The 19,422-nt window shown below is 45.2% G+C and carries 16 protein-coding genes; 14 read left to right on the top strand and 2 right to left on the bottom strand.

Going from position 1 to position 19,422, the window contains the following annotated elements:
• Positions 1–178 precede the first annotated feature (178 nt).
• From gltB to ACYTPF_RS12815, 12 genes are all read left to right on the top strand, one after another.
• Complete coding sequence (gltB, locus tag ACYTPF_RS12870; RefSeq protein WP_461852488.1) at positions 179–4,645, top strand: glutamate synthase large subunit; 4,467 nt, start codon at positions 179–181, stop codon at positions 4,643–4,645.
• A 13-nt stretch (positions 4,646–4,658) separates the two neighbouring features.
• Positions 4,659–6,074 (top strand): FAD-dependent oxidoreductase, encoded by a 1,416-nt coding sequence (locus ACYTPF_RS12865; protein WP_461852487.1) that lies wholly within the window; start codon positions 4,659–4,661, stop codon positions 6,072–6,074.
• Positions 6,075–6,270: 196 nt separating this feature from the next.
• The gene (locus tag ACYTPF_RS12860) at positions 6,271–6,720 is read left to right on the top strand and encodes a hypothetical protein (protein ID WP_461852486.1); all 450 of its coding nucleotides are present in this window, start codon (positions 6,271–6,273) and stop codon (positions 6,718–6,720) included.
• A gap of 207 nt (positions 6,721–6,927) precedes the next feature.
• Complete coding sequence (locus ACYTPF_RS12855) at positions 6,928–7,515, top strand: DUF2726 domain-containing protein (protein WP_461852485.1); 588 nt, start codon at positions 6,928–6,930, stop codon at positions 7,513–7,515.
• A gap of 167 nt (positions 7,516–7,682) precedes the next feature.
• Positions 7,683–8,384 carry a 5'-methylthioadenosine/adenosylhomocysteine nucleosidase gene (locus ACYTPF_RS12850; protein ID WP_179984378.1) on the top strand — a complete coding sequence of 234 codons (702 nt, stop codon included), beginning with the start codon at positions 7,683–7,685 and terminating at the stop codon, positions 8,382–8,384.
• Position 8,385: 1 nt separating this feature from the next.
• Positions 8,386–9,333, top strand: coding sequence for a cobalamin biosynthesis protein CobD/CbiB (locus ACYTPF_RS12845; protein ID WP_461852484.1), 948 nt, complete (start codon positions 8,386–8,388; stop codon positions 9,331–9,333).
• Entirely contained in the window at positions 9,330–10,238 is a 909-nt protein-coding gene (locus tag ACYTPF_RS12840; protein ID WP_461852483.1) for a cobalamin-binding protein, read from the top strand. The genes ACYTPF_RS12845 and ACYTPF_RS12840 overlap by 4 nt, the downstream gene beginning before the upstream one ends.
• A 59-nt stretch (positions 10,239–10,297) precedes the next feature.
• Complete coding sequence (locus ACYTPF_RS12835; RefSeq protein WP_179984381.1) at positions 10,298–10,702, top strand: rhodanese-like domain-containing protein; 405 nt, start codon at positions 10,298–10,300, stop codon at positions 10,700–10,702.
• Positions 10,703–10,822: 120 nt separating this feature from the next.
• A complete protein-coding gene (locus ACYTPF_RS12830) occupies positions 10,823–11,224 on the top strand; it encodes a DUF2721 domain-containing protein (RefSeq protein WP_071952535.1) in 402 nt (133 codons plus the stop codon).
• Positions 11,221–11,817 carry a GNAT family N-acetyltransferase gene (locus ACYTPF_RS12825; RefSeq protein WP_461852482.1) on the top strand — a complete coding sequence of 199 codons (597 nt, stop codon included), beginning with the start codon at positions 11,221–11,223 and terminating at the stop codon, positions 11,815–11,817. Before ACYTPF_RS12830 ends, ACYTPF_RS12825 begins: the two co-directional genes overlap by 4 nt.
• Before the next feature lie 39 nt (positions 11,818–11,856).
• Positions 11,857–13,215: an NAD(P)/FAD-dependent oxidoreductase gene (locus ACYTPF_RS12820; RefSeq protein ID WP_461852481.1), complete on the top strand. Its 1,359-nt coding sequence runs from the start codon at positions 11,857–11,859 to the stop codon at positions 13,213–13,215.
• 97 nt (positions 13,216–13,312) lie between these two features.
• Complete coding sequence (locus tag ACYTPF_RS12815) at positions 13,313–13,666, top strand: DUF1428 domain-containing protein (protein WP_071969533.1); 354 nt, start codon at positions 13,313–13,315, stop codon at positions 13,664–13,666.
• A 55-nt stretch (positions 13,667–13,721) separates the two neighbouring features.
• On the opposite strand, the gene tyrS is transcribed toward ACYTPF_RS12815, so the two are convergent.
• Positions 13,722–14,921 (bottom strand): tyrosine--tRNA ligase, encoded by a 1,200-nt coding sequence (gene tyrS / locus ACYTPF_RS12810; protein ID WP_461852480.1) that lies wholly within the window; start codon positions 14,919–14,921, stop codon positions 13,722–13,724.
• A gap of 427 nt (positions 14,922–15,348) precedes the next feature.
• Between tyrS and ACYTPF_RS12805 the strand changes: the two genes are divergently transcribed.
• Positions 15,349–16,674 (top strand): OapA family protein, encoded by a 1,326-nt coding sequence (locus tag ACYTPF_RS12805; protein ID WP_461852479.1) that lies wholly within the window; start codon positions 15,349–15,351, stop codon positions 16,672–16,674.
• A gap of 7 nt (positions 16,675–16,681) precedes the next feature.
• The gene (locus ACYTPF_RS12800) at positions 16,682–17,884 is read left to right on the top strand and encodes an anhydro-N-acetylmuramic acid kinase (RefSeq protein ID WP_461852478.1); all 1,203 of its coding nucleotides are present in this window, start codon (positions 16,682–16,684) and stop codon (positions 17,882–17,884) included.
• A 52-nt stretch (positions 17,885–17,936) separates the two neighbouring features.
• On the opposite strand, the gene fucP is transcribed toward ACYTPF_RS12800, so the two are convergent.
• On the bottom strand, positions 17,937–19,274 hold the full coding sequence (fucP, locus tag ACYTPF_RS12795) for an L-fucose:H+ symporter permease (RefSeq protein WP_461852477.1): 1,338 nt from the start codon (positions 19,272–19,274) through the stop codon (positions 17,937–17,939).
• Positions 19,275–19,422: the final 148 nt, after the last annotated feature.

The raw sequence follows: 19,422 nt of genomic DNA, 5'->3' as shown, positions 1-19,422 counted from the left end.
TAAAAATGCGGAAACGACTGGAATCCTCTAATAATAAATAACGACAAGAAAGGCGCATGCCGCGAGCAATACCGCTCGCTGGTTTAAAAGACGTCTAATAATGTTGTGATACGCAAACCTAGGCGCATCTACACGCAACGCATACCTTGCCCAGTCAAAAGGTTGAAGGAGTTAAGAGATGAGTTTATATAATCCCAATGATTCCCGGGACAACTGTGGGTTTGGCTTAATCGCTCACACTCATGGGGAAGCCAGTCACGAATTGGTAACTACTGCTATACACGGTCTTGACCGTATGCAGCATCGTGGCGGTATCGCCGCCGACGGGAAAACCGGTGACGGCTGTGGTTTATTACTGCAGAAACCGGATGCGTTCTTCCATGCAATCGCCGAAGAAAATGGCTGGAAACTCAGCAAAAAATACGGCGTGGGCATGATTTTCTTAAGTCAGGACCCGGTACTTGCGCAGACTGCGCGTGAAGTACTTAATGAAGAACTTGAAAAAGAAACACTTTCAGTAGTGGGTTGGCGCGAAGTGCCTGTCGACCGCTCAGTACTGGGTGAATTAGCGCTTACAGGCGTTCCACAAATCGAACAGGTTTTTGTGAACGCTCCAGCGGGCTGGAGAAAACGCGACCTAGAGCGTCGTTTGTATATGATCCGTCGCCGTGCTGAAAAGCGACTAGAAGCAGATCCAGATTTTTACGTAGCATGCTTGTCAGGCTTAGTAACGATCTATAAAGGCTTGGTAATGCCAAAAGATTTACCCGCCTTTTATCACGATCTTGCCGATGAGCGTATGCAAAGCGCTATCTGCGTTTTCCACCAACGCTTTTCAACGAATACTTTACCACGCTGGCCTCTAGCCCAACCTTTCCGTTTCCTTGCGCATAATGGTGAAATTAACACTATTAAAGGTAACCGCGACTGGGCGATGGCACGTGCCGCTAAGTTTTCAACGCCGCTTATCCCCGACCTTAAAGACGCTGCACCTTTTGTAAATACTGAAGGCTCAGACTCATCGTCATTGGATAACATGCTAGAGCTATTCTTAGCCGGTGGTATGGATTTATTCCGTGCTATGCGTTTGCTTGTTCCACCTGCATATCAAAATAACAAAACCATGGATGATGACCTTCGTGCATTTTACGAGTTTAACTCGATGCACATGGAACCATGGGATGGCCCTGCCGGCATCGTATTAACGAATGGCCGTCATGTTGCCTGTAACCTAGATAGAAATGGCCTACGCCCAGCTCGCTACGTTATTACCAAAAATGGGTTTATTACTCTTGCCTCAGAAGTGGGTATTTGGGACTACGAGCAAGCTGACGTTATTGAAAAAGGCCGTGTAGGTCCAGGTGAAATGCTTGCTGTAGATACTTACACGGGCAAAATCTGGCGTTCTACGGAAATTGATGACGACTTGAAAGCGCGTCATCCATATAAAGAGTGGCTAGAAAAACACATTCGTCGTTTGACCCCTATCGAGCAGCTTGATGCCTCGCTAATTGGCAAACGCGTGTTTGACGATGATGCCATGGCGGTATATCACAAGCTACACGCCTACAGCTACGAAGAAATCCAGCAAGTGGTTAAAGTGCTTGCAAAAGACGGTCAAGAAGCCGTTGGTTCAATGGGTGACGACACGCCAATGGCGGTTATGTCATCGCGCCAGCGTACCGTTTACGATTACTTCCGTCAGCAGTTTGCGCAGGTTACTAACCCGCCTATCGACCCGTTACGTGAAAACCACGTTATGTCGTTGGCAACCTGTATTGGCCGCGAGCAGAACGTCTTTAGCGAAACTTCTGGTTACGCTGACCGCGTGTTGTTCGACTCGCCTATATTAATGTATACCGATCTTAAGCAGCTACGTGAATTTAACCCTGACAACTATTATTCAGAGGTTGTAGAGCTTCAATACGCACCGCAAGAAGGCTTGAAGAAAGCCATTGAACGCGTGTGCAACGAAGTGGAAATGCTAGTTAAGAATAAACGTGCTGCATTTGTTATTCTGTCTGACAGAAACATTAAACAAAACCGTTTGGTTATCCCAGCAGCAATGGCGGTGGGTGCGGTACAGCGCCGTCTTGTTGAAAAGTCATTGCGCTGTGACGCGAACGTTGTTGTTGAAACAGCAAGTGCCCGCGATCCGCATCACTTTGCGGTCCTTATCGGCTTAGGTGCCACTGCGGTTTACCCATTCCTAGCCTACGAAACTATCGAGCAGCTTTGCGAAAAAGGTGAGCTGGATATTTCTCCTATGCAGGCCACGTTGAACTACCGTAAGGGTATCAACAAAGGCTTGTATAAGATCATGTCTAAGATGGGTATAAGCACAGTTGCAAGCTACCGTAGCTCTAAGCTGTTTGAAGCGGTGGGCGTAAACAATGAAGTAATGAACCTTTGCTTTAAAGGTGTGACTTCACGCATTCAAGGTGCGGGCTTTGATGATTTCCATCAGGACCTTGTGAACCTTAACCGAATTGCTTGGCTTAAACGCAAATCTGTAGACCATGGCGGTTTACTTAAATACGTTCACGGTGGCGAATATCACGCCTATAACCCAGACGTGGTCAGCACGCTTCAAAAAGCGGTGGTGTCGGGTAACTACGACGATTACCAGCAATACGCCAAGCTTGTTAACGAGCGTGCGCCTGCGCACATTCGCGACTTGCTAGCTATTAATCCTAATTGCGACCCTATTGATATTAGCGAAGTTGAAGCACCGGAAAACTTATTCCCACGCTTTGATACTGCGGCGATGTCAATTGGTGCACTAAGCCCGGAAGCGCACGAAGCACTGGCGATAGCCATGAACCGCCTGGGCGGACAATCTAACTCAGGGGAAGGTGGTGAACACCCTTCTCGCTTTGGTACTGAAAAGAATTCTAAAATTAAGCAGGTTGCGTCAGGTCGCTTCGGTGTAACACCTCACTATTTGGTTAACGCTAACGTTATCCAGATTAAAGTAGCGCAAGGAGCTAAACCGGGTGAAGGTGGTCAGCTACCTGGTGATAAAGTGAATAAGTACATCGCACAACTTCGTTTCTCTGTGCCAGGTGTAACCCTTATTTCACCACCACCGCACCACGATATCTATTCAATTGAAGATTTGGCTCAGCTAATTTTTGATTTGAAGCAGGTTAATCCAACGGCACTTATATCGGTTAAGCTGGTATCCGAGCCGGGTGTAGGTACGATCGCAACAGGTGTAGCAAAAGCTTATGCCGATCTTATTACCGTTTCAGGCTACGACGGCGGTACAGGAGCAAGCCCATTAACGTCTGTTAAGTATGCAGGTAGTCCGTTCGAACTGGGCTTGTCTGAAACGCAACAAGCACTTATTGAAAACGGCTTGCGTCATAAAGTACGCGTTCAAACCGACGGTGGTTTGAAGACCGGTCTTGATGTAGTTAAGGCAGGTATTTTAGGCGCAGAAAGCTTTGGTTTTGGTACAGGTCCAATGGTAGCGCTTGGTTGTAAATACCTACGTATTTGCCACCTAAACAACTGTGCGACCGGTGTAGCAACGCAAGATCAAAAGCTGCGTGACGATCACTTTATTGGCTTACCTGACATGGTGATGAACTACTTTAAATTTATCGCTCAGGAAGTACGTGAAATCATGGCATCTATGGGTGTTGCTAAGTTCGACGACTTAGTTGGCCGCACAGAGCTACTTAAAGTACTAGACGGCATTACTGCTAAACAGAATCGCTTGGACCTGTCGCCACTACTTGCGCAGCCTAAAGCGGGCGACCATACGCGCTTATTCTGCTCACAAACGACTAACGCGCCTGTCGATAAAGGTGAATTGAACGCGCAGATGCTTAAAGACGGGCAGCAAGCGGTTGTTGACGGTAAACCTATTACCCTTAAATATTCAATCCGCAATACGGATCGCTCTGTCGGCGCTCTGCTATCAGGTGAAATTGCTAAACATCACGGTAATCACGACTTTGAAGATACACCTATTAAGGTTGAACTTACCGGTACAGCGGGCCAGAGCTTTGGCGTATGGAACGCTGGTGGCCTACATATGCACCTTGAAGGCGATGCCAACGATTACGTAGGTAAAGGGATGACTGGCGGTAAGCTTGTTATCCACCCGCCGCGCGATATCTCGTATGACGCCCACGATAGCGCCATTATGGGTAACACCTGCCTTTACGGCGCAACAGGCGGTAAATTGCTTGCTGCTGGCCGCGCTGGTGAACGTTTTGGCGTACGTAACTCAGGTGCTATCGCAGTAGTGGAAGGCATTGGCGATAACGGCTGTGAATATATGACTGGCGGTATTATTGCCGTACTTGGTCCGGTTGGCGTGAACTTCGGCGCAGGTATGACAGGTGGTTTTGCTTATCTTATGGATGATGGCGACGACCTTGATAACCGTGTAAACGCCGAGCTTGTTGATGTTATGCCTATTGAAGACAAAGCGATTCTTGCTGAGCACTTACGTGGCTTAATTAATCAGCATTACGAAGAAACAGGAAGCGAGCACTCGTTGTCACTGCTTACTGATTTCGCCGCAACGCTGAAACGCTTTAAGCTTATTAAGCCAAAAACCAGTGATGTGAAAAACTTGCTTGGTCACATCAGTCGTTCAAGTGCTGAATTACGCATTCAGGCTCAGTAGGAGGATTTAGTTTATGGCAAAGAACGTATATCAATTTGTCGATGTTGAACGTATCGATCCGCCTAAAAAGCCGATCATGGTACGTAAACAAGAGTTCGCGGAAATCTATCAGCCGCTGAGCCAATCTCAAACCGAAGGCCAAGCGGATCGCTGCTTGGACTGCGGTAACCCGTATTGTGAATGGAAGTGCCCCGTGCACAACTACATTCCTCAGTGGTTAAGCTTGGCAAATGAGGGCCGTATTCTAGAAGCAGCGGAACTTTCTCATAAAACCAACAGCCTGCCGGAAGTATGTGGTCGCGTATGTCCACAAGACAGACTTTGCGAAGGAGCGTGCACGCTGAATGACGATTTTGGTGCGGTAACTATCGGTAGTATTGAAAAGTACATTACTGATACCGCATTCAAAATGGGCTGGCGCCCAGATATGTCTGACGTGGTATGGACCGACAAAAAAGTGGCAATTGTAGGTGCAGGTCCTGCAGGTCTGGCATGTGCTGATATTCTAGTTCGTAACGGCGTTAAACCTGTTGTTTACGATAAATACGAAGAAATTGGTGGCCTGTTAACATTCGGGATCCCGTCTTTCAAGCTAGAGAAAGATGTTATCAAGTTACGCCGCCAAATCTTTACCGAGATGGGTGTTGAGTTCGTACTTAACACTGAGATTGGTAAAGACATACAGTTCCAGGACTTAATCGATAAGTACGACGCCGTTTTCTTAGGCATGGGTACGTACAAGTCAATGCAAGGCGGCTTTGACAACGAACACGTTGAAGGCGTATATGATGCACTTCCTTTCCTTATAGCCAACACCAATCGCGTAATGGGTCTTGAAAAAGATCCTGCTGATTTTGTTGACATGAAAGGCAAGCGTGTTGTTGTGCTAGGTGGTGGTGATACCACCATGGACTGTGTACGCACCTCAATTCGTCAAGAAGCTGCAAAAGTAACCTGTGCATATCGTCGTGACGAAGAAAGTATGCCTGGTTCACGCCGCGAAGTGGTTAACGCTAAAGAAGAGGGCGTTGAGTTTAAATTCAACCTACAGCCTCTTGATATAGCCGTTGATGAAAACGGAAAAGCCTGTGGCGTTAAGTTCGTTAAAACCGAAATGGGGCCGCCAGATGTAAATGGTCGTCGCCGTCCTGTTGAAGTAGAAGGTTCAGAGCACGTACTAGAAGCTGACGCGGTAATTATCGCCTTCGGCTTCCAGCCCAGCCCTGCGCCATGGTTTGCTGACTTCGGCATTATGCTTGATGAAAAAGGTCGCGTACGTGCCCCTTCTGCGGGTAAGTTTGCCTTCCAAACTTCACATCCACAAGTTTTTGCTGGTGGTGATATGGTGCGTGGTAGTGACCTAGTTGTTACCGCTATCGACGAAGGCCGTAAGGCTGCCGAAGGTATCATGGATTATATTGGCGTTTAACCTTCGCGAATATTCTCTGTTATTAAAAGCTCGATAGCCTCGCTATCGAGCTTTTTTGTTTTACACGTCCCAGAAGATACGAAAAGCTCTTCTTACATACCTTAATAGACCAAGGTTTAGTTGAAGCAAAAGAATAACGCCTCTAGTATCGTAAAAATAAATAAAGAATATCGCCCACTGGATGAAGAACCTACCTATGAAGCACGTAAACACTTGGACATTTTCACTTTGTTTAGCATTAGCCTCAGCCGCTGGAAGTGCCTGTTTTGCAGACACCCTTTCCGTAGATTCTTCGTTGAAAGCCCAAATTAATGAGAAAAAAAATAACCAGGATGCGATGCCGTCTTTAAGCCAACCTACTATTGTGTCGTGCCCAGCCGAGTTTCAGCAGGTGAAAATCTCTGATGATGCAAGACAGTGCCAAGCCTTTGAAAAAGACACGTCAGCTGTGATGGTTTACCACTCACCACGCACGCCTAACGAAATACTCGGCGTTTATGAAACAGCCCATCCATCGTTAAAGTCTCATTCCCCTGTTAGGGGCCGTACTCTGCTTTCATCAGAAGATAAAACAATAAGAGTCATAATAAGCCCTGATAACGCGGGCTCTCAAGTCGATATTCTGGTCACCTCAAAAACCCACTAGAAACTAGGTTAAGTTTGCTAGCGAAATAGTTCATGTTGGCACCCGCTTTGCAATTTCATCAATAACTACTTCATGACAGCAGTAAGCGTCATTTTTATGACGCCTATGCCGTAAACAAAGTTCATGCCGCTAAACTATATACTGGGCTAGGCTGACCTTCAGTTACTCGTGTCATGACTTTTTCTATTGATATTTGCGAGGGTTACGATGGAATTGGCAATTATTTTAATGATGTTACTTATAGTCGTTGCACTAGGTGCCATAAAGTTGTCAGACGGTGGAGTGGCATTTCCATTTAGGCGAAAAGCACAACTGTTCACTCCGGTAGAGCATACTTTTTTAAACCTTATTGAACAGGCCATGGGTCGAGAGTTTAGAATAGTGTGCCGCGTACGCCTTAATGACCTGGTATCAGTACGTCAATCAGCCAACAAGAAGACAGCAAGCCAAGCACTTAGCAGAGCATCTAGCAGACAACTCGACTTTGTACTGGTCGATAAACAAGATATGAGCCCTGTTATGGCTATCGATTTGGTTCACAGCCAAGGGAAAGAAGGCTATAAAACGCAAAAAGATTGGTTTGTAACGGGCGCTTTAGATGCTGCAGGCCTTCCGCACGCTAGGATTAAAGTTAAATCTGGCTACACGGTTGACGATATTCGCGAGTGCTTAGAAAACAAACTTATTCCTTATCGTCGTTTACAAAATAAAATGGCACAGTTACCTACGCACAACCCAGAACCACCCAAGCGCCCTACCCGTCCAGTACGTTCAAGCAGACCAGCTGCTGCCTGATAGGGTTAATTTAAGCTTCCCCTAGCCTTTGTTACTTTACTGTTTTCTTACTCTCAAATAGCGGTAACAAAGGCATTTTTCTGTCAGTTTCTCTATTTTCCTTATACAATTAGTGCATTCAACAGCGTATTCACGCGTTAAATTCCCTCAACACCGTCGGTAGAGTTATGAACAAAATTGGTATTTTAGGCGCAATGGATGAAGAAGTTGCGCTACTTAAAGCATCGCTTTGGAATGTAAAAGAGACAAAGTGGAAACACCTTACATTTTATGAAGGCACACTTAACGACATGGAAGTGGTGTTAGTTAAGTGCGGCATTGGTAAAGTGGCAGCTGCTATCGCTACCACTGTATTGATTGAACAGTACGCTCCTGATGCTGTCGTGAATACAGGCTCTGCTGGTGGTTTCGACAAAAATTTGAATATTGGTGACTTAGTTATTGCAAGTCACGTTATTCACCACGACGCCGATTTAACTCATTTTGGTTACAAGCTTGGTCAATGTGCAGGTATGCCTGAAGATTTTCGCTGTGATACCGCATTAATGGAAACAGCGCGTAGTGCAGCTGCAGAGATTTCCTCATTGCAATCGACAACGGGCTTGATTTGCACCGGTGATGCTTTTATCGGGAGCGATGAAGCTGTGGCGGAATTACGTGAAAACTTCCCCGATATGAAAGCGGTGGAAATGGAAGGCGCAGCTATCGGTCAAACCTGTCATATGCTTGATACACCGTTTCTTGTGATTCGCTCGTTATCAGATATTGCTGGAAAAACATCGTCAGTAAGCTTCAAAGAATATTTAGACACTGCTGCTAAGCATTCTGCACAGCTAGTTATGGCAATGATCAAGGCCCTCGCAAAATAATATGACAGAGGTAATTAGCGACCCGCAATATCAGTCGCTATTGGTACTTTGGCTGGCTATTGCCGTAGATGCCTTGTGGCGTTGGCCCCAAAGTACTCACCCCCTAACACTTATGCGCTACCTCGTTTTGCAAATGGGGCGTAAGGTAGTGCCATCACGAGACTTCGGTCCATCTCAGCACTACATTTCGGGTTCGTTAGCCGCACTAGTCTTACTTGCGCCTTTAGTAGTTTGTATCACCATTTTAGTATATATGGCCCAGTACCCCGTTTTCTTTGAAGCCATTATTCTTGTCGTGCTGCTCGATTTTGGCTACCAGCGTCAGCAGTATAAAAAAGTGCTGGCAAGTGTTGGCAGAAACAAAAAGTCTCTCGCACGAGAAATGGTTCAGACCATTACCGCACGTCAATGTAACTCTCTGACAGATATTGGTATTGCTAAAGCAGCGATTGAGTCGCTTTGGCTTAAATTTCTTTACCTGTATTGCGGCGTTATTTTTTACTTTGTGGTTGCAGGGCCAATAGGTGCACTGATCTATCGGTTACTTTTGCTTACATCGTGGCAATGGCACTACCGCACGCCTGGTATGGCACTCTTTGCCAAACCTGTTCGTAAACTGGTTTATTTACTTTCCCTTCCACCCGCTGCTATTGGTGGCCTTATAACTTTGTTAATTAGCCATCCCGTAAAAGGCATTAGCGCTATAAAACGCTCACCAGTAAAAGATAAAACGTCACTACTTCTGGCACTCATGGGTGGTGTGTTAGATGTAAAATTGGGTGGACCAGCAATTTATGCCAATAAGAAAATTCGATATGCCCGCGTAGGAGGCGTAAATGACGTTAAGTATTCCCACATGTTAAAAGCTAAAAGCACGGTTACATTAGCTATGATAGCAACTAGTGCACTTGCATCATTAACCCTGTTAGCTATGGCCGTTGCGCTATGAAAACATTACGCGTACTAAGCGCTTTTTCCTTTTTACTGCTGTGCTCAACGCCTATTTTCACGCATGCTAACACAGCAGAAGAGCCTACCCCTGAGCTAAAAAAAGTAACCAACGAAGATCAACTTTCTTCTAACGATTTAACAGCACATTCAAAGGCGAATACTACTGACTTAAAAATAATTAGCCTTGCTCCACACCTTACAGAATGGGCATTTAGTTTAGGTTTAGGTTCAAACCTTGTAGGTGTAAGCGACTACAGTGACTATCCAGAAGCTGCCAAGAATATTCAACGCATAGCCGATTTTCAAGGTGCTGATATTGCGGCAATAGTGGCGTTAGAACCAGATTTAATACTTGCTTGGGATGGAGGTAACAAACCTCAGGATATACATAAACTTTCTTCAATGGGGCTTAATGTATTTACCAGCAAGGTCGGAAATATCACAGATATTGCTGGTGAAATAAAAAGGCTTGGCGCACTTACTAACACGCAAAAAAAAGCCACCCAACTCACCAATGACTTTCTTAGCGAGTTAAAAAACCTAAGACTAAAATACGATAACGAGCCACGCAAACAGGTGTTCTACTATTCATGGACGGCGCCACTTATTACTATTGGCCCCCATGCCTGGGGAAATAAACTATTAAATGTTTGCGGGGCTCAAACGCTATTTCACGATAGCCCGATAGATTACCCTCAAGTAGCGGTTAAAGACGTGCTAGTTCGCCAACCTCATGCACTCATTGCCGCCTCCAAGAGTTCACACGAAGAGCTAGAAGTATTCTGGCGCGCTCATCGCGGGTTTCTTGATGCACCGCTTATTGTGGTCGACCCGGATGTCACTAGCCGCTTTTCACTACGATTAATAAATGAACTAAAATCATTATGTGAAGGTATTAAATAAAACGCATAAGCGTTATACTTAAGTCTAAAATATCAGTAAGAAGGTAAGAGCATCTTTTCATGCGGATTGTTGTTGCGGGTTTTCTAGTTGTTGTTAGTGTTGCATTATTTGTTTCGCTTCAGTGCACAGCGAAAGCGACGGCGCAAGCTTCTGTTGCCGCTTCTCCTTATCTTATTGAACGGGTCGCTAACAACGACTGGCTGCTTATTGATGTTCGCTCACCTAAAGAGTTTGCCGATGGTCATATTCCTGGCGCGGTAAATATGCCCCACGAGAACATCAATGAATATCTTAGTGAGTTGGAAGACCATAAAAACAAACCTATCATTATTTACTGCCGTTCTGGCAGAAGAGCTAAACTCGCCATGAAAGTGTTAGAAGAACTCGACTTCTCTGAAGTCATGCATTTAGAAGGCGACATGTTAGGCTGGAGCGCAGCAGGCATGACAGTAGACAGAATGTAGCCTAGCAGCTTGCCCCTAGAAACTCCGCAATGTTCTATAAACCAAGCGCTTAGCTGATAACTGTGTGTAACTCATCCCCTGTGATACACTTCTTTTATTCGACGATTGCATGAAACACCTATGAAAATAGATATTGCTACTCCGGCTATGTTATTTCCGGCAATTTCTTTATTGCTTCTAGCCTATACCAATCGCTTTTTAACCCTCGCGACCATCATCCGAAACTTTTCAAAAGAAGAGAAAGATGACAACACTCAAGCGCAAATAAAAAACCTTCGGTTGCGCATTCAACTGATTAAGCGTATGCAGATAGCCGGGGTGGGCAGCTTTTTTCTTTGTGTGGTCTCAATGTTGGCCATTTATCTCACCTATCAACAAGTGGGAAACTGGGTTTTCGCGGCAAGTTTAGTGTCACTACTGTATTCATTGTGGATGTCGGTAAGAGAGATTTTGATTTCTGTAGAAGCCTTAGATGTTCACCTTGATGGGATGAAAAATGCCCCTCATAAAGAAAAAACATGATGCCAACCACTCACATGAATCATTTAGTTCAAAGCGATATAACTTACGAGCAGTTAGCGCCTGAATTTTTTCAAGGCGTGATTTCTCTTGGTAATTACGTACATGGTGACAACTACCTCACTAACGAGTTGCTAGCTGACTACTATGCTAAAAGCTTTATTGGCGACATTAATGCTAGTTGGGTAGCACTATACAAAAATAAGGTAGTGGGTTTCAGGCTGACCTTTGCACATACTCAATGGAAAACAGATGAATGGTGCAGCCCTTCTTTGTGGCCGGTAGATTCAAATACAGTGTGCTATTTCAAATGCAATACCGTAGACCCCGCTATGCAGGGTTGTGGAATTGGCAGTATGCTATTAAGCAAGTCAATAGAATGTGCGAAAGCGCAAGGTGCAGAAGCGGGTTTAGCGCATATTTGGTTAGCAAGCCCGGGCAATAGTGCATTTAAATACTTCACCAAAAATGGTGGCCAATTGATAAAGAAACACGCCAACAAATGGCGTTACGCTTCTATTCACGAGGGCTATGATTGCCCAGTTTGTGAGGGCTACTGTGAATGCGAAGGTGCGGAAATGCTACTACAATTCTAATGCCCAACTTGACCTAAAAGCTCACAGCCATATTATTCTATGACCTACGATCCTCTTATTTCCCGCGGCGTTTCATCAATGCTTCCCGCGCCCAAAAGCTACTGGCATGCTACGCATAAGGTGCCAACACTGCCGCCTTTAAACAAGAAGGTAAATACCGAATACCTAGTTATCGGGGGTGGCTATACCGGCTTGTCTGCTGCAATTACGCTTGCTCAAGCTAAGCAGGACGTTACGCTACTTGACGCAAACTCACTTGGATTTGGCTGTGCAGGGCGCAATGGCGGTTTTATCCTTTCGGGAAGCGGTAGACTGTCATTAAGCGCTATAGAAGATAAATGGGGTCATACAATCGCCACGGGCATGCAGGCCGAGTTTGACGGTGCCGTAGATTTGCTTAAAAAGCGTATTACAGACTTTGATATGCAGGTCGGTTTAGTAGAAGGGCCTTATTTAAAATTGGCCCATAACGTCAAGCAAGCCGAGCAACTATACGCCACTGCTAATCGTCTAGCATCAAAGTTCAATGTACCAAGCACTCCCCTCTCTTCAAAAGACGTTGCCGCCCGTTTTGGTATAAACGGGGCTTACGGTGGTGTTGAACTTGAAGGTGCATGTTTACACCCTTTAAAGCTGGCAAGCGAATATGCAAGAGTAGCTAAAGAACTTGGCGCCACGCTTTTTTACGACTCTCCTGCCATTCGCATCGAAAAGCAAAAAACAGGGTTTCTTGTCACCACGCCAAGCGGCTCAGTATTAGCTAAGCATATACTCATTGCTACTAACGCCTATACTCCCAAACGCTTTCACGACAGCGTAGACAATAAGCAATTCCCAGTACAGTCGAGCATTTTTGTTACCGCTCCTTTAAATAAGGAACAACGCGCTTCGACCGGGTTGACCACCCCCATGAGCTTTATGGATACGCGGATGATGAAGTATTACTACCGTGTGCTGCCAGATGGTCGATTGTTATTTGGCGGTCGTGGGGCAGTAAAAGGCAAAGATGCAGATAACACTTCAGAGAAAAAGCGCTTATACCGCGCTATGGTAAAAAGCTTCCCTTCACTTATCGGTATAGCCATGGATTATTTTTGGAGTGGTTGGGTGAGCGTCTCGCTGGATAGCATGCCACGTATATTCGTAAACAGTGAAGCGAGCAGTAATAACGCAAACCGTTCTGCTTATTCTATCGGTTATGCTATGGGCTATTGTGGTTCAGGGGTTTCCTTTGCCGCCTTTGCCGGTCAGCGCCTCGCTCAACGAATGATGGGCGCAAGCGACGTCGATTTATCTCTTCCAATTTATCAATCGCCACTTAAAACATACCCGTTTCCCAAGGCGAGAAGGCTAGCGCTGCACGGTTTATATCAGTGGGCTAAAATCGCAGAGCGTTAATCTTAGTCAGTTTTTACAGAAGTCTACTGTATTCACCATTGCGCACTGTCCATTATTTAGGCTATGTTAGTATTCTAATCACTGACGGAGCCACCTCATGTCATACATCGATGCCTTTGCCGTAGCCGTTCCCACAGAAAATAAAGCCTTATACATTGAGCACGCCAAACTCGCTGGCGATATTTTTAAAGAGTATGGTGCCACTAAAATTCTTGAAGCTTGGGGTGACGATGTACCCGATGGTGAGATAACCTCTTTTCCTTTAGCGGTAAAAGCCAAAGAAAATGAAACCGTGGTGTTTTCCATTGCGTTTTGGCCATCAAAAGAAGTGCGTGATACCGCATGGCAAAAAGTGATGGAAGACCCCAGAATGCAGGAAAGCGAAAACCCCATGCCGTTTGACGGTAAGCGCCTTATCTATGGCGGCTTCGTTCCTATGTTGGAATTGTAGGCAAAAAAAAGCCCGCTTAAATAAGCGGGCTTTCCAATACTAGCTTAGTGAAGCGTTAAGCTAACGTGATACGGGCAAATTTGCGCTTACCTACTTGGTAAACGTTTTCACCTTTTTCAGTAATTACTAGACGGGTGTCTTCTACTTTGTCACCGTTTATTTTAACTGCGCCTTGTTTGATCATGCGCATGGCATCTGACGTTGAACCAACAAGCCTTGCTTCTTTTAATAAATTGCCGATAGCAATTCCTTCTTCGCCTAGCGCTATTTCAAGCTCTGGCATGTCATCAGGGATAGCATTTTTCTGGAAGCGCTGAATAAAGTCTTGGTGCGCGCCTTCAGCGGCAGCATCGTCGTGGAAACGAGCGATAATTTCTTTTGCCAACATGATTTTGATATCACGCGGATTTTCACCGCCTTCAACGCGGGCCTTAAGCTCTGCTATCTCTTCTAACGGACGGAAGCTGATAAGGTCGTAGTAACGCCACATCAAGTCATCAGAGATAGACATCACTTTACCAAACATATCGTTTGGCGCGTCTGTGATACCAATGTAGTTGTTCAAAGACTTTGACATCTTTTGAACGCCGTCTAAACCTTCAAGTAACGGAACCATCACAATTGACTGTTGCTTTTGTCCCTGCTCTTTTTGAAGCTCACGACCCATTAGCAGGTTAAAGCGCTGGTCAGTACCGCCTAGTTCAACATCTGACTCAAGGGCTACAGAGTCCCAACCTTGCACCAACGGATAAAGGAATTCGTGGATAGCGATAGGCTGACCGTTGTTGTAGCGCTTTTTAAAATCATCGCGCTCTAGCATACGAGCCACGGTTTGGCTTGCAGCAAGCTTGATCATGCCCGCCGCACCAAGACCGTCCATCCATTCTGAGTTAAAACGAATTTCTGTTTTATCTTCATCTAGGATCTTGAACACTTGTTCTTGATACGTTTTAGCGTTTTCTAATACCTGTTCTTTACTTAAAGGCTTGCGTGTGACATTTTTACCTGTAGGATCACCAATTAGGCCAGTAAAATCACCAATAAGAAAAACAACTTTATGGCCTAGTTGCTGGAATGTACGCAACTTGTTGATCAACACAGTGTGACCAAGATGTAGATCAGGCGCAGTTGGATCAAAACCCGCTTTAATGGTTAGGGTTTTGCCGGATTTTAGTTTTTCAATTAAATCCTCTTCGGGGAGTATTTCATCGACGCCCCGTTTAATCTCAGCTAGCGCTGTTTGCCAATCTTTCATTTGTTAATCACACTCTACATAACAGTACATTCAATATTGGCGGGCATTTTACGCGTACAACGGAACCATTAAAAGCTTTGCGCGTCAAAAAACGGATTACAAACAGTCATGTTGTTAAACCCAACAGCTTTGAACGCGAAATTAGTGTATTGAATAAAGCTGAACTGAATGTGAGGGGAGAGGGCTTTCGCAAACACGCGGTAAACCCATCCATGGGCACTCCGCCACCGCTTCCCTGCGGTGGAGGGTTTGCTCCTGCCCTTCCCCTCACATTCAGAGATATTTAGATAGCGCATTATGTTATTGCGAGTTTAAGAGCTATTGGGTGTAACAATTTGCGCTAACAAAAAAATGAGAAAAGTTGCATTTTTAAGCAACGTATGTGAAATAGTGTTGTGCACATAACATTTCTCAGGTGGGCTGTAGTATGAGAAAGAAATTAGACGCTTCTAAAGCGCTACATTTATATAAAAATTTACCTAAGCAACATAGAACCGGCATTGCTATCGCAAGCTTGTTTCTTGGCGGGCTTATCCTTTTGCCGTCGGAGTCTGTAGAGGCTAGCCGTCATCAAGAGGCACATATCTTAGACGCAGGTGTCCGCTACCCTGTAGATCTTAACATTACACCGTCAACCGACGTTTTTTCGAATGAAGAAGAGTCTACTTGGCAAACGTATAAAGTGCGAAGTGGCGATACCCTAGCAAAGCTGTTTAAGCGTGCAGGGTTCACATCGCGCGATGTTTACAACGTGACTCAGGCTGGTGAACTAACAAAAACACTTGTTACTTTATTGCCTGGTGACGAATTATCGTTTAGAGCGAACAAAGACGGTAGCTTCGGCGAATTAAAGTACAAGCTATCTTCAACGGAAACTCTTTTCGTTCGTCCGGATTCGACTGACGAGAACAGCAGTCTTGTCGCTGAATTAGAAAAACGCGATGTAGATATTCGCTACAACTTTGCGCAAGGTGAAATTCACTCAAGCTTTTGGAATGCCGCGAGAGATGCTGGGCTTACCAGCAACCAAATAATGAATTTGGCAGGTATTTTCGGCTGGGACATAGATTTCGCAATGGAAATACGCTCTGGCGATACGTTCAACGTTGTTTTTGAAGAGCAATACATTGATGGGGAGTTCGTGGGCTACGGCGATATCGTAGCAGCGGAGTTTACTAACCAGGGCGAACAGTTTAGTGCGATCCTTCACGAGGATGGTACTTACTACACCCCGGAAGGTCGGAGTATGCGCAAGAGCTTTTTGCGCGCGCCAGTTAATTTCAGATACGTCAGCTCTAATTTCACTAAAGCACGTTTTCACCCTGTACAAAAACGCTGGAAAGCGCACCGAGGTACCGACTACGTAGCAGCCGTTGGTACACCGATTATGGCCGCCGGCGATGGAAAAGTTATCAAAGCAGGCTATGATAAATATAATGGTCATCATGTATTTATCCAGCACGGCGAGAAATACACCACTAAGTACCTTCACTTTAAAAAACGTGCGGTCAAAGTGGGCGACATCGTTAAACAGGGCCAAACGGTAGGTTACCTTGGAAGTTCTGGCATGGTGACAGGTGCACATCTTCACTATGAATTTTTGGTAGACGGCGTGCATAGAAATCCACGCACTGTAGAGCTGCCAAAAGCTTTACCAATAGCAAAGGAAGAGCGAGAGAGATTTATGGAAATTGCAAAACTTCGTCAGCAGCAACTCAATAACAACAAACGTATTATGCTCGCGATGAAATAGTTGCGCTATGGCAAAATATATTGGCTTGATGTCAGGTACAAGCATGGACGGCGTTGACGCCGTTCTATGCGACATCACTGCAACAACATGCGAAACGCTTTCAGCACATACAATCCCCTACCCTAGCGAACTACTTCACGCGCTTAATGATTTATGTAATGAAGGCCCTGACGAGCTCAATACGCTTGGCATTGCAGATAGACTCGTTGCTGAAGCCTTTTCAGAAGTTACTTTAGCGTTACTTGATAAAAACAATCTTGAAGCGTCAGATATCACTGCCATTGGCTCCCATGGTCAAACAGTGCGTCACTACCCCAACTCTGATGTGATGTCTGCCCATTTTTCCAGCCCTTCTATCCGGGGCTTCACTTGTCAGATTGGCGACCCTAACACTATCGCCGTGCTTACCGGCATTGATGTTATCGCCGATTTTAGGCGTAAAGATATTGCGTTGGGCGGACAAGGTGCGCCGCTGGTGCCCGCTTTTCACAATGCGGTCTTCTCCACTGAAAATAAACATCGAGCGCTAGTAAATATTGGCGGCATCGCAAACATTTCATTGCTTGCGCCAAAGCAAGATAAAATACCACCTAGAGGGTTTGATACCGGGCCAGGTAACACCTTGATGGACCAATGGATAAGCCTGCACTTAAATGAAAGTTTCGACAAAGACGGGAAATGGGCCGCGGCAGGGCAATGCCATAACGGCTTACTAGGCAGGTTTTTATTAGATAATTACTTTTCTTTACCCGCGCCTAAGAGTACAGGTAGAGAGCATTTCAATATTGATTGGTTAAGCAACGCCCTTGCTGATTACTTTCCCTCTAGTGCAGACCTGCAAAGCGAAGAAGAAAACAACAATTTAGCTCCAGAAGATGTTCAAGCCACTTTGCTAACACTCACCGGCAGCACTATCGCTCAAGAAATCATTAAACACCTACCTAAAATAAGTGATGCCAAGTTACAAAGCGAAGTGATTGTGTGCGGCGGCGGCGCGTTCAATAAAGCGTTAATGTCTTATTTGAACAACGCTTTGAGCGACTATGCCGTAGCAGACAGTTATGCGCTGGGCATACATCCACAGCACGTAGAAGGCGCCGCGTTTGCCTGGTTTGCGTATGCATTTTTAAATGACATTCCGGGTAATGTGCCCGAGGTCACGGGGGCATCCAGGTCTACAGTACTTGGGGCACTATTTAAAAAAGCATAAAAAAGGCCCCTGATGCAATCAAGGGCCCTTTAATATCATTTCCTCAGAAGTATTACTTAGCGATTTCCATTTCCATATCTTTTAATGCGCTCGCATCAATATCTTCCTGAGGTTTAACGCTGCTCTTTTTTGCGCGCATGTCGAAATAACCGTATCCACCTACAAGCAGGAAGCAAATGGCTGGTACAACATAAGATACGACCACCCCTGCGCTATCAATAATTGCAGCTTGGAAAAGTGGCATAATGGCTCCCCCAAGGATAGCCATTACAAGGCCAGCTGCACCTAGCTTTGTGTCTTCCCCCAACCCTTCTAGCGCAATACCATAAATAGTCGGGAACATTAGCGACAAACAAGCAGAAATTGAAACCAGTGCGATTACACCTGCTAAATTAGGAGACTGTGTCATGAAGATACATAGTGCCATGGCAACCATCGACATAATCATTAATAGCTTAGCAGGATAGAGATACTGCATTGCCCACGTCATTACAAAGCGTGAGATTAAGAATACGATCATGCTGTATTGTAATATTTCACCACCACTCACTTCGTTGCCACCCGTCGCTTTCATTGCATATTGGATGGTGAAGGTCCATACGCACGTTTGTGCTCCAACATTAAAAAACTGAGCCAATACGCCAAACCGATAATGCCTATTGGCTACTAACCGCTTTAGCGAAGCGCCCAACTTAACGTCTTCTACACTAGACTCAACCGATTCTTGAATTGGCGCTTTGATTAGGAATATTGCGACCCAAACCAAAACTAGTACACATGCCATACCTACATAAGGAAGCATTACCGCGTCAAGTTCTGCCCCTATCACGTTTTTAAGCTCGCTTACTGACATGGCAGCACGCTCTTGCGCAGTTGCCTGATTCAGGTTTGGCAATATAAGCGTTGCAGCCAAAAACACACCTAAATTAGTACCAACAGGGTTAAATGCTTGAGCTAAATTTAAACGGCGCGTCGCGCTCTTTTGATTTCCCATCGCCATGACGTAAGGGTTCGCCGACGTTTCAAGAATGGATAAGCCACCGGCTAGTACAAAAAGTGCGGCTAAGAAAAAGCCGTAAGTCATGGTTTGACTGGCTGGATAAAACAGAAATGCCCCAGCAGCGGCACAACCCAAACCAGTCAATACACCTGTTTTATAAGAAAAGCGCTTGTTAATAAAAGCAGCAGGAATGGCTAAGCAAAAATACGCACCATAATAGGCAAATTGAACCAGTGCCGATTGCAAAGACGACATAGTAAATATTTTACTAAATACCTTTACTAAAGGGTCTGTCATGTTCGCAGCTACACCCCATGCAGCAAAGCAAATCGTTAACAATATAAAGGGAATCAATGTGTCTTTGGAAACCAAAGGGGCGTTGTTTTTCATAAGAACGGCCTTTCGCTTGTAAAATATTAGTTAACCAATTTAAGCATCACCCTCTAACGCTGTCAATAAATCAATTTAATTTATTTATTTTAACTTTCGTTAAAAATTAGACTTTATGCGTAGAAAGTCGGAAAAAGAAAAATATACG

It is taken from the genome of Alteromonas sp. HB246098 (genome assembly GCF_054890645.1).
The sequence above is the reverse complement of the archived record's forward strand: the minus strand, read 5'-3'. Positions and strand labels throughout refer to the sequence as shown.